This is a genomic window from Rhodococcus sp. P4_B6 (assembly GCF_056402215.1).
Genome location: NZ_JBFUHV010000051.1, coordinates 45,922 through 56,833, shown reverse-complemented (window position 1 = coordinate 56,833; position 10,912 = coordinate 45,922). Strand labels below are relative to the sequence as shown.

General features: G+C 69.1%; 10 protein-coding genes. 5 read left to right on the top strand and 5 right to left on the bottom strand.

Annotated features, from left to right (window positions below; all coding sequences use genetic code 11):
* Positions 1 to 243 precede the first annotated feature (243 nt).
* Positions 244 to 1,026, bottom strand: a complete 783-nt coding sequence (locus AC1DWT_RS23695) for a DUF427 domain-containing protein (protein ID WP_206012859.1) — start codon at positions 1,024 to 1,026, stop codon at positions 244 to 246.
* 45 nt (positions 1,027 to 1,071) lie between these two features.
* On the bottom strand, positions 1,072 to 1,731 hold the full coding sequence (locus AC1DWT_RS23690) for a DUF998 domain-containing protein (protein ID WP_241031657.1): 660 nt from the start codon (positions 1,729 to 1,731) through the stop codon (positions 1,072 to 1,074).
* 130 nt (positions 1,732 to 1,861) lie between these two features.
* Here AC1DWT_RS23690 and AC1DWT_RS23685 point away from each other — a divergent pair, with 130 nt between their 5' ends.
* From AC1DWT_RS23685 to AC1DWT_RS23665, 5 genes are all read left to right on the top strand, one after another.
* The gene (locus AC1DWT_RS23685; protein ID WP_477922425.1) at positions 1,862 to 4,771 is read left to right on the top strand and encodes an FAD-binding and (Fe-S)-binding domain-containing protein; all 2,910 of its coding nucleotides are present in this window, start codon (positions 1,862 to 1,864) and stop codon (positions 4,769 to 4,771) included.
* A gap of 1 nt (position 4,772) precedes the next feature.
* On the top strand, positions 4,773 to 5,201 hold the full coding sequence (locus tag AC1DWT_RS23680; RefSeq protein WP_072945856.1) for a pyridoxamine 5'-phosphate oxidase family protein: 429 nt from the start codon (positions 4,773 to 4,775) through the stop codon (positions 5,199 to 5,201).
* A 142-nt stretch (positions 5,202 to 5,343) separates the two neighbouring features.
* Positions 5,344 to 6,939 carry an FAD-dependent oxidoreductase gene (locus AC1DWT_RS23675; protein WP_206012857.1) on the top strand — a complete coding sequence of 532 codons (1,596 nt, stop codon included), beginning with the start codon at positions 5,344 to 5,346 and terminating at the stop codon, positions 6,937 to 6,939.
* Positions 6,936 to 7,274: a 4Fe-4S dicluster domain-containing protein gene (locus tag AC1DWT_RS23670; protein ID WP_072945860.1), complete on the top strand. Its 339-nt coding sequence runs from the start codon at positions 6,936 to 6,938 to the stop codon at positions 7,272 to 7,274. Before AC1DWT_RS23675 ends, AC1DWT_RS23670 begins: the two co-directional genes overlap by 4 nt.
* A 90-nt stretch (positions 7,275 to 7,364) precedes the next feature.
* Positions 7,365 to 8,732: a bifunctional lysylphosphatidylglycerol flippase/synthetase MprF gene (locus tag AC1DWT_RS23665; RefSeq protein WP_206012856.1), complete on the top strand. Its 1,368-nt coding sequence runs from the start codon at positions 7,365 to 7,367 to the stop codon at positions 8,730 to 8,732.
* Positions 8,733 to 8,742: 10 nt separating this feature from the next.
* On the opposite strand, the gene AC1DWT_RS23660 is transcribed toward AC1DWT_RS23665, so the two are convergent.
* The 3 genes from AC1DWT_RS23660 to AC1DWT_RS23650 all read right to left on the bottom strand — a co-directional run bounded on the left by AC1DWT_RS23660 (position 8,743) and on the right by AC1DWT_RS23650 (position 10,875).
* Positions 8,743 to 8,895, bottom strand: a complete 153-nt coding sequence (locus AC1DWT_RS23660; protein WP_167372209.1) for a hypothetical protein — start codon at positions 8,893 to 8,895, stop codon at positions 8,743 to 8,745.
* 128 nt (positions 8,896 to 9,023) lie between these two features.
* Positions 9,024 to 9,431: a YybH family protein gene (locus tag AC1DWT_RS23655; RefSeq protein WP_206012855.1), complete on the bottom strand. Its 408-nt coding sequence runs from the start codon at positions 9,429 to 9,431 to the stop codon at positions 9,024 to 9,026.
* The gene (locus AC1DWT_RS23650; RefSeq protein WP_206012854.1) at positions 9,424 to 10,875 is read right to left on the bottom strand and encodes a purine-cytosine permease family protein; all 1,452 of its coding nucleotides are present in this window, start codon (positions 10,873 to 10,875) and stop codon (positions 9,424 to 9,426) included. Before AC1DWT_RS23650 ends, AC1DWT_RS23655 begins: the two co-directional genes overlap by 8 nt.
* Positions 10,876 to 10,912 lie beyond the last annotated feature (37 nt).

Here is a 10,912-nt window from a genome sequence, read left to right as displayed (position 1 = left end):
ACTATGAGCAATCCTCAACTGCACGTTGGGATCACGCTCGAGGTTAGACCAGCGATCCACTCCAGCCGAACAACTGTCTTTGCGGTAGCCAACCCGCGCATATCAGACTTCGACAACGCGTCGACAACCGACACGCTCGCCACCAACCAACAGATTCATCCGGGGCCACCCGAGGCGGACGTCCCTCGACGACGGTCCTGGACGTCCGCCTCCTGCTGCCCTCTTGACAAATCTGCGTCCATATCAGTTCTCCACCGGTGTGCCGTCGACGACGATCCGCACACGGTCCGGGTAGAACGAGACGTGGTCGCCGATGCCCGACGCCTCCGCGGTGGTGAACGGGTAGAACCAGGCGGCGTCCTCCACCGGATCGGTGCTCTCGGTCCCGGTGAACGACAGATACGACGCCGTCCCCTTGTACGGGCAGGACGTCCTGGTATCGGAGGCGGTGAAGAACTCGGACCGCACGTCGATGCGGGGAATGTAGTAGCGCACCGGCAGCGACGTCTCGAACAGCAGTCGCGGGCGGACCGTGTCGGCGACCAGGGTGTCGCCGACGAAGACCTCCACGTGCCGGGACGACGGCAGCACATCCACCCGGACGTACGGGTCGCGGGCGTGGACGAACACCTGCTGATCCTCCTCGTACCAGGCGTCCATCCGGTGCCAGTAGAACGCGACGTACGCGCTGAGGTCGAGGGAATCCGCGAGTTTCTCGTCGTAACCCCACACCGACTGCTCGGCACGACGGTCGCCGACGACGAGATCCCAGTACCGCGCCTTGCCCTTCCACGGGCAGGTGGTGGTCGCGTCGACGGGCTGGAGGACGTCGAAGTTCACGTCGTCGCGGGGGATGTAGTAGACGGGCAGGTGTCCCTTCTCGAACAGGTACACCGACCGGGTGGTGTCGGCGACCGCCTGACCGCCGAAGAACACCCGGAGGCGCTTGCGATTGGGTTCGATCGAGATGCGGCCGTTCTCCGCGACCTGCTGAGAAGCGGCGGCATGCGTGAGGGCTGTGGACATCACTCCATGGTGGCACCTTCGGCGCCCCGTGCGCCTTTTTGGTAGTCAGAGCAACCAGAACGGCGCACGGGCGCGAAGCGCACTGAACCCGGCGGTCACGACCCACACCGTGAACGGGTAGAGCGCGAGGCGTTCGGTGATTCCGAACGGTCCCTCGCGGAGGAGGATCGCCGCCATCCCGACGATCCCGACCAGGCAGCACAGGCCGGTCCACAGTGCGAAGAGGCGCCACCGCCCGTACAGCCCGATCGCGACGACGATCATGGCGGCGTTGCGCGCGACGAACGTCGGGGTCGCGACGACCTGGTGGAGGTGGGCGTCCACGTCGATCGGAACCACGCCGGTCAGCGCGGCGCTGACAGCGGCGATACCGAACAGGGCCAGCGCGGTGCGGCGGAGGATGCCGGGCGGGAGGAAGTCGCGCAGGCACACCGCCCCCACGAGGATGAACACCCCGGTCAGCACGAACGCACTGTTGATCACCGCGTGCAGCGGCGAGCACAGTCGGACGGCCGCGACCTGGGCCGCCGACCCGTCGCAGCCCGTGACACCCAGATTGCTGACGGAACTCGTCCGCACCCGGTACGGCCGCGGCCAGGCGCGCGCGGTCACGACCTCCGCGAGGAAATACAGCGCGATCAGCACCCACGCAGCGCCGCCCACCCGCACGGCCAGCTGTCGCCGGGCGGGTGCAGACGTTCGCACGACGCTCACCCCTCCGTACCGTACCGGCTCACGGAGTGGATTGTTGACAATCTTCGGGGGCGGCTCGACGATGTAGCCATGGCCCCGCTGACGACGATTCCGGTTGCTGACTCCGAGGGCAGGGCTGCGCGTGGCTGAGCTGACGCGCCCCGCCGCCGAACTGCATGCCGAGCTCGCCGAGCTGGGCATCGACCTCGACACCGGAACGCGCCGGCGCGCCGAATACTCCTTCGACGCCTCCAATTACCGGGTGCCGCCGCTGGCCGTGGCGTTTCCGCACAGGCCCGCCGACGTGGTGGCGATCGTGCGGGCCTGCACCGACCGCGGCATCCCCGTCACCAGCCGCGGCGGCGGGACCTCGCTCGCCGGCAACGCGATCGGCAGGGGAGTGGTGCTCGACTTCTCCCGGCACATGAACCGGGTGCGGGCCGTCGACGCGTCCGCCCGCACCGCCGTCGTCGAACCCGGCATCGTGCTGACGGATCTGCAGAAGGACGTGCAACTGGCGACGGACGGCGCGTTCACCTTCGCGCCGGACCCGTCCAGCAAGTCCCGCGCGACGGTCGGCGGCGCCATCGGCAACGATGCCTGCGGCAACCACTCCGTCCGCTACGGCCGCACGTCCGATCACGTCGTCGCACTCGACGTGGTGACCGCGAGCGGGCACCGGCTGACCGCCACCCGCGACGGGCTGCGGGCCACCGATCCCGACGACACGCCCGCGGTGGGCGAGGCCGCGCGGATCACCGCCGGACTCGACGAACTGACGCAGGAGCATCTCGGCGACTTCCGGCTCGAGCTCGGCCGCATCCCACGCCAGGTATCCGGCTTTCACCTGGCGAACCTGTTGCCCGAGAACGGCTTCGACGTGGCCCGCGCGCTGGTGGGAAGCGAGGGGACGTGCGCGGTGATCGTGGCCGCGACCGTCGCGCTGGTGCCGGTGCCGTCCGCGGCGATGCTGCTGTGCCTCGGATACCACGACCTGGTGGACGCGGCCCGCGACAACGCGATCATCCTCGACTATTCGCCCGCCGCCATCGAGGGCATCGACTCGGCGATCGTCGACACCATGCGGCACCTCCGCGGCGCCGACTCCGTGGTCGGGCTGCCCGACGGTCAGGCCTGGCTGTACGTCGACCTCGACGGCGAGGACCTCGCGGAGGTCGAACTCCGCGGGGCAGAACTGGTCTCGAAGCTGCGTGCGGCCGGACGCCTCGTCGACTCGCGCGTCGTCGGGGACCCGGCGGAACGTGCGTCGCTGTGGAGGGTCCGCGAGGACGGCGCCGGACTGTCCGCCCGGCTCGTCGAGGGCGGCGAATCCTGGACGGGCTGGGAGGATTCCGCCGTCGCACCCGATCAGCTGGCCGACTACCTCGTCGACATCAAGGCGCTGCTCGCCGAATTCGACCTCACCGGGGTGATGTACGGGCACTTCGGCGCCGGCTGCATGCACATCCGCATCAACTTCGACCAGCGCACCGACGAGGGCCGGGACGTGATGTCGCGGTTCATCCACCGTGCCGCCGAACTCTGTGTGCGGTTCGGCGGATCGATGTCCGGTGAGCACGGCGACGGCCGCGCCCGGTCGGCGCTGCTGCCGATGATGTACACGCCCACCATGATGGCGGCGTTCGCCACGTTCAAACGCCTGTGGGATCCGGCGGCCGTGCTGAACCCCGGCAGCATCGTCGAGCCCGAACCGCTGCTCGGCAGCCTCGCCCTCGACGGCGTGAACCCGCGGGCCTGGCAGACCACCTTCGACCTCACCCCCACCAGCGACGTCCCCGTCGCACCGTTCGTCCACGCCGTCCAGGGCTGCATCGGGGTGGGCCGCTGCCGCGCGTCGACCGGCGGGGTGATGTGCCCCAGCTACCGCGCCACCGGGGACGAGAAGGACTCCACCCGGGGCCGGGCCCGCGCCCTGCAGGAGATGGTCCGCAACTCGCCGACCGTCGCTGACGGCTGGCGGTCCGAGGACGTCAAGGAATCCCTCGACCTCTGCCTGTCCTGCAAGGCCTGCTCCACCGACTGCCCCGTCGGCGTCGACATGGCCACGTACAAATCCGAGTTCCTCGACCACCACTACCGTGGCCGGGTGCGGCCGCTGTCGCACTACTCCCTCGGCTGGCTGCCGGTGTGGCTGAAGATCGCGGAACGCTCGGCGCCCGTGGTGAATCGGCTCACCGCCGGCCGGCTCGCGAAGGTCGCGGCCAKGCTGGGTGGTCTCACCCCGCACCGGTCGATGCCGGAGTTCGCGTCCCGCAAGCAGATCCGCCGCGAGGTCGGAGAGACGTCGCGGGCCGGCACCGCGGACGTCGTGATACTCGCCGACACGTTCACGCGTGGGTTCCGTCCCGAGGTGGTCGGGGCCGCGTCGCGGGTGCTCGCCGACGCGGGCCTGAGTTCGCAGTGCCGCAGCGACGTGTGCTGCGGGCTCACCTGGATCTCCACCGGACAGCTGAAGCAGGCCACCAAGACCCTCACCAGGGCCGCCGAACTCCTCGACGACGGCACCGACCGGCCCATCGTCGTCCTCGAACCGAGCTGCGCCGCCGCATTCCGGAAGGACCTGCCCGAACTCGTCCACACCGACGCCGCACGACGCGTCGCCGCCCGCATCCGCAGCTTCGCCGGTGCGGTGCTCGAACGCACCGAGTCCGGATGGAGCCCGAGTGTGCCGGTGCCCGAAGACGTCACCGTGCAGACGCACTGCCATGAATACGCGGTGTTCGGCGCGGCGGCCCAGCGGAAGGCACTGCAGGCCGTCGGGGTGCCGCGCGTGCGGGAAGCCACCGGATGCTGCGGCGTCGCAGGTAACTTCGGATTCGAGGCCGACCACTACGACCTCAGCATGCAGGTCGCGGAGCAGGCACTCGCCCCCGCGCTGCGCGAGAGTCCCGAAGATGCAGTAATACTGACGGACGGGTTCAGCTGCCACATGCAGGTGCGGCAACTCGATCCGAACCGATCGTCGAAACACCTCGCCCAACTGCTCGACCCCGCACCACCGTCGAAACCCGATCACCAGAGCGGAGACTGAAATGTCGCAGTTGTCGATGACCAGTGACGAACGTCAGAAGTTCCTCGCCGACGTGCACGTGGGGGTGATCGCCGTCGACCGCGACGGACGCGCCCCACTTGCGGTGCCCATCTGGTACGGCTACGAACCCGGCGGCCAACCGTACGTCTGGACCGGGCGCGGCTCGCTGAAGGAGCGGCTGATCCGCGCCTCCGGCCGCTTCAGCCTCGTCGCCCAGCACGAGAAGCCGCCGTACCGGTACGTCAGCGTCGAAGGTCCGGCGGAGTTCGACGAAGCACCCACCGCCGACATCGTCCGTGGACTCGCCGCTCGTTACCTCCCCGCCGACGAGGTCGACCCGTTCGTGGAGCAGGCGTACGACGACAACGCGATCATCATCCGGATGCGGCCGGAGCACTGGCTGAGCGTCGACTACGGTCAGGGCGCATAGCGCCCGTGCGCCTTTCTGGTAGCTGGAACAACCAGAAAGGCGCACGGGCGATTCGGTTCACGATGATTCTGACGATGGCGGGGACGCCCGAAGTGCGGAAGCGTCGAAGGGCAGTTGTTCCGCCTCGACAGGAGCGCCCTTCATGACCGAACTTCTCGACCTGAGCACCGACGTCCTCGTCATCGGCGGCGGCCCCGCCGGAACGTGGGCCGCCCTCCGCGCACGCCAAGCCGGGGCGGACGTAGTCCTCGTCGACAAGGGGTACTGCGGAACCAGCGGCGCCACCGCGCCTTCGGGCACCGGCGTCTGGTACGTCGACCCCGACCCGTCCGCGCGGGCGAAGGCCAAGGCCAGCCGCGAAGCACTCGGCGGACATCTCGCCGATCACCACTGGATGGACCGCGTCCTCGACCAGACGTACGCGACCATGAATCTGCTCGCCGAGGAGGGCCGGTACCCGTTCCCGGTCGACCCCGACACCGGGAAGCAGATCCGCACCGGACTGCAAGGGCCCGAATACATGCGACGCATGCGCGCGTGGGTGAAGAAGGCGGGCGTCCGGATTCTCGACCACTCGCCGGCCCTCGAACTGCTCGTCGACACCGACGGCCGGGTGCGCGGCGCGGCGGGCTACCAGCGCCACGACGACCGCGACTACCGGATCGGCGCGGGCGCCGTCGTGATCGCGAGCGGCGGTTGCGCGTTCCTGTCCCGCGCGCTCGGCACGAACGTCGACACCGGCGACGGTGCGCTGATGGCCGCCGAGGTGGGGGCCACGTTCTCCGGCATGGAATTCTCCAACGCCTACGCGATCGTTCCCGCCAACTCCACCATCACCAAGACCGCCTACTACGGCTACGCCACGTTCTTCCACGCCGACGGCAGCGTCCTCGAGGGCGCCGGCTCCACCAAGGGGCGGTCGGTGATCGCGAAAACACTGCTGTCCGAACCGGTGTTCGCCCAGCTCGACCGCGCCGACGACGAGGTGCAGCGCCAGATGCGGCTCGGCCAGCCGAACTTCTTCCTGCAGTTCGACCGTCGCGGGATCAACCCGTTCACCGACCGCTTCGAGGTCAGCATGCTCGCCGAGGGCACGGTCCGCGGAACCGGTGGCATCGAGGTGGTCGACGACACCTGCGCCACCTCGGTGCCCGGGCTGTTCGCGGCCGGGGACGCCGCGACCCGTGAACGCATCTGCGGCGGCTTCACCGGCGGCGGCAGCCACAACTCGGCGTGGGCGATGTCGTCCGGCAGCTGGGCCGGAACCGGGGCCGCTAGGTTTGCGCGAACCGAACGTCGGGTCGCTGCGGGCGAACTGCGTCCCGCCGGCGGGGCCGGGCTGCGGCCGACGGGGCGGCCGGGGCTGGAGGCGTCCGCCGTCGTCGCGGCCGCGCAGGCCGAACTCATCCCGTACGAGAAGAACTACCTGCGGGACGGGACGCGGGTGCAGGGCGCGCTCGGCGAACTGGAGTCGCTGTGGACGGCACTGTCCGCCGGCCTCGGCGGCGACTCCGGCGACGAGCGGGTGCGTGCCCGGCAGGCCGCCGCGATCACCGCGGTGGGCCGGTGGATGTACCACTCGACGCTGGCGCGGACGGAGACCCGCGGAATGAGCAAGCGCGCCGACTATCCCGACCTCGACCCCACCCAGCACCACCACATCCTCACCGGTGGGCTCGACGACGTCTGGACCTCGACCGCCGCGGTGCACGACGGGCTGTTGCGGGTGGCGTCGTGATCGAGGTTCTGCTGGCCGAGGCGTGCATCGGCTGCGACAAATGCGTCGACGCGTGCCCCACCAACGTGTTCGACCGCACCGACACCGGGATCCCCGTGATCGCGCGGCAATCGGACTGCCAGACGTGCTTCATGTGCGAGGCGTACTGCCCGGTCGACGCGCTGTACGTCGACCCGCAGTCCACTCCGCTCGTCGACGGTCAGCGCATCCCGGAGGACCACATCGGCCGGTACCGCGAGAAACTCGGCTGGGGCAAGGGGCGTGCCGCCGGCTCGCTCACCGCGGTCGGGCCGTCCCTGCCGCACGGTGCGCCGCCACCACGGCTTCGCTCGTGAGTGCGTAACGAGTCCAGGGACTCCTTACCCACTCACGGGCGGCGGAGCCGCTAGATTGGAGGTACGGAACAGTCGTTTCCGGGTGCAGGGGTGCGCGTGCAGAATTCGAAATCGACACCGACGACCGTGCCTGGGCTGCGGGTCTACCGGCCCGAATCGCCCGCGGCGCGGATGGCGCTCGTCGGCGCCACTGTCGTGGTCGGCCTCGTGCTCATGTGGATGGCCGGACGGTCGGGTCCCGTCCGCACGTGGATGGTGGCGTCCGGAATCGCCGTCCTGCTCGTGGCCCGGGGACTGCACCTGCGACGGCCCGTCACCGTCACGCATGCGGCCGCGGCGGTGCTGATGGTGGCGGTCGCGGATGTGGCCTATTCGAGCGCACATTCGACCCCGGGGTTCCTGCTCCTCGTGGCCACCGGACCCGTCCTGATGCTTCCGGTGCGCAGCGTGCCGCAGCCCGAGGACCGTGCCCGCGTCTTCTCGCTGATCCAGCGGACCACGGACGATCCACTGTCGCCGTTCGCCCTCAATTCGGCGAAGTCGTACTACTTCAACGCGTCCGGCACCGCGGCGATCGCCTACCGGGCGCGGTCCGGGATCGCCGTCGTCTCCGGCGATCCCATCGGAGACCCGCGGGGGCTCGCGGCGCTCCTCGACGCGTTCGACGAGTTCGCGGCCGAACGCGGGTGGCGCGTCGCGGTGCTCGGCGCGGGGGAGCGGGTCACCCGGCTGTGGGAGATCGGCGGCGACACCCGAAAACCGTTGACGGCGGTCCCGATCGGCCGCGACGTGGTGATCGACGTCGGATCCTTCACCCTGCACGGCAGGAAGTTCCGGAACCTCCGGCAGGCGGTGCAGCGCACCCGCAACGCCGGGCTCACCACCGAGATCGTCCCCGAAGCCGCGCTCGACGAACCGACACGCCGGGAACTCATCGGCATCGTCGACGACGCCCGCGCCGGACATCAGCGCCGCGGATTCTCGATGATCCTCGATCACCTGCTGGACGGCACGCTTCCCGGTGTTCTCCTCGTGGTCGCCCGCGACTGCACCGGTCGCGCCGTCGCCTTCCAGCGGTACGGCACCGCCGATTCCGCCCGCGAGCTGAGCCTCGACGTGCCGTGGCGCGGTGACGGCGCCCCGAACGGCACCGACGAACGCATGACCGTCGACGTCATCCGGTACGCCGAGCGGACCGGTGCGCGCTACGTCTCGCTGTCGTTCGCGGCGTTTCCCGAACTCCTCGACCCCGACGCACCCGGTGCCGGCGCCCGGCTCTTCCGCCGCGTCCTGCACCTGGGCGACGCGCTGATCGCGCTGGAGTCGCTGTACCGCTACCTCGGCAAGTTCCATGCGACGGGGAACCGGCGCTACGTGCTCCTGCGTTTCCGCTACCTGCTGCCCGTGGCGTTCGCGTGCCTGACGTTCGAATTCGTGCCGCACCGGGAACGGGACTGACGCTCGGGTTTCAGAAGTCGAAGTTCTTCTCGTTCGTCGCCGTCAGCGCGTCGACGACGGCCGCGAGATCGGTCTTGGAGACGTCCGCGGTCTCTTCTTTCGGCGTCGATCGCGTCGCCTTGTCCGGTCGGGTCTGGTTCTTGGCGGGCCGTTCGTCCGTCATCTGTGCACCTTCGCGATAGGCCGAGCCGGGCAGGGTTACTCACCAGTACACCGTCGGGAGCCTGACTCCGCAACCCGACGGGGTCCTGATGTGACGTGGTGCACGTCGAGCCAGCTATCTGACAGCTATCAGTCTGTGTTCGACTGGGGCGACAAGTGCTCGTGGACGGCGATCCAGCCCGAGCCTTCGCGACGCCGGAACAGGATCGTCTCCCGCTCGTCGAGTTCGACAGTTCCCGTCGAATCCCGCACCGTGGTGCCGACCCGATGCGTCAGCACCGCGACATCCGGGGCCGGGAACGTGACGTTCTGCTCGCTGGAGCGGCACGCCAGGACGAGGAAACCGTCCGACTCCCACTCGGTCCACAGTTCTCGGTAGGCCTCGCGACTCGGCAGCGGCACCGGGTGGGTGTAGAAGACGAACGTCGCGTCCGGGCTGAACGCCTCGAAGTAGGCGGTCGTGTCGTGCTCGCCGAATGCCCGGATCAGCGCGTCGATCGCGTCCTGGACGTCTGCTGTCGTCGCCGTGTCAGCCATGAGCGGGTGTCTCCTCGACTGCCAGTGCGGCTTCGCTGTCTTCGATGAACCGTTCCTCGGTGTCGAGGTCGAGCGACCGGGACAGGAACCAGTACACGATCCCGGACACGGCGAGGCCGACCGCGAACGCGACGTCGACGTCACCGAGCGCCGCGGCGATCGGTCCGACGTAGAACGGCAGCACCATGAACGGAACGGACGCGACGATGCCGGCGAAGAAGGCGGTCATGCCCCGCCACGACCACATTCCGTACAACCCGTCCGGCGTGAACAGGTCGGTGATGGCGTAGTGCCCGCGGCGCACGAAGAAGAAGTCGGTGAGATTGACGGCGGTCCACGGCACGAGGAGGTACAGCATGATCAGCAGCGTCGTGTTCAGGACGGTCGTCGAATCGGTGAACAGCAGACTCAGCACCAGCCAGACCGCCGCCAGCGCGAGGACGGTCACCACCCGGATCCGGCGGGAGGGGGTGACCTTCCGGAAGGAGTCGATGCCGGTGATCACGGTGAGCATGCCGCTGTACGCGTTCAGGCCCATGGTGGCCACCAGTACGAGCGTCGCGACGAGGGCGAGCACGCTGCCGAGGAACGGGACCACCGAGTTGCCGGCGTCGTGGATGCCGGCGAGCGCATCCGTCGCTCCGAGTCGGGTGGCCATCCACGCGCCCACCGGGATCAGCCAGACCGGCGACGCGGAGGCGCCGAGGAACACGGCCGACACGATCGCCGACGTCCGCGTGTTGCGCGGCAGGTACCGCGAGTAGTCCGACACGTACGGCGCGTACGTGATGTTGTAGGAGGCCGCGACACTGAACTGGGCGATGAACGCCAGCAGCGTGAACCCGCCCGTCGTGGCGCCCGCGTTGCCGCCGGCGTGCCCGAATACGACGCCCCACGTGAGGATGGCCCACAGCGGCAGCGACAGCCAGAACAGCACGCGGAACGACAGATGCAGCAGGTCGTGGCCGTAGATGGCGAGGAGCGTCGCGACGGCGGTGATGACGACGGCGATGACGGCCGCGTTCCACCCGAAGATGCTGTGCAGGCCCGACTTGATGATGACGACGTCCACCACGTTGAACCCGACGTACGTGAACAAGGTCCCGATCAGCGCGAGGACGACACCGCGGTAGCCGAACTGCGCGCGGGACTGCACCATCTGCGGGAGTCCGAGGACCGGTCCCTGCGACGCGTGGAACGCCATGAACAACGTTCCGAAGAAGATGCCGAGAATGCCCGCGACGACCGTCCAGCCCAGCGACAGGCCGAGGGCGGGACCGACGAAGCCGATGGCCACCGTGAAGGGCTGGAAGTTTCCGACGAACCAGAAGGGGCCCTGGTCGCGGACCTTCCCGTGACGTTCGTCCTCGGGGACGTAGTCGATCGAGCGGGTCTCGATGGTGCCACCGAGGGTCGCGGCGGTGTCGCCGGAGTGATCTGTCACTGAAACTCCTAGGAGGTGCTGTGGCTCTGATCACTAC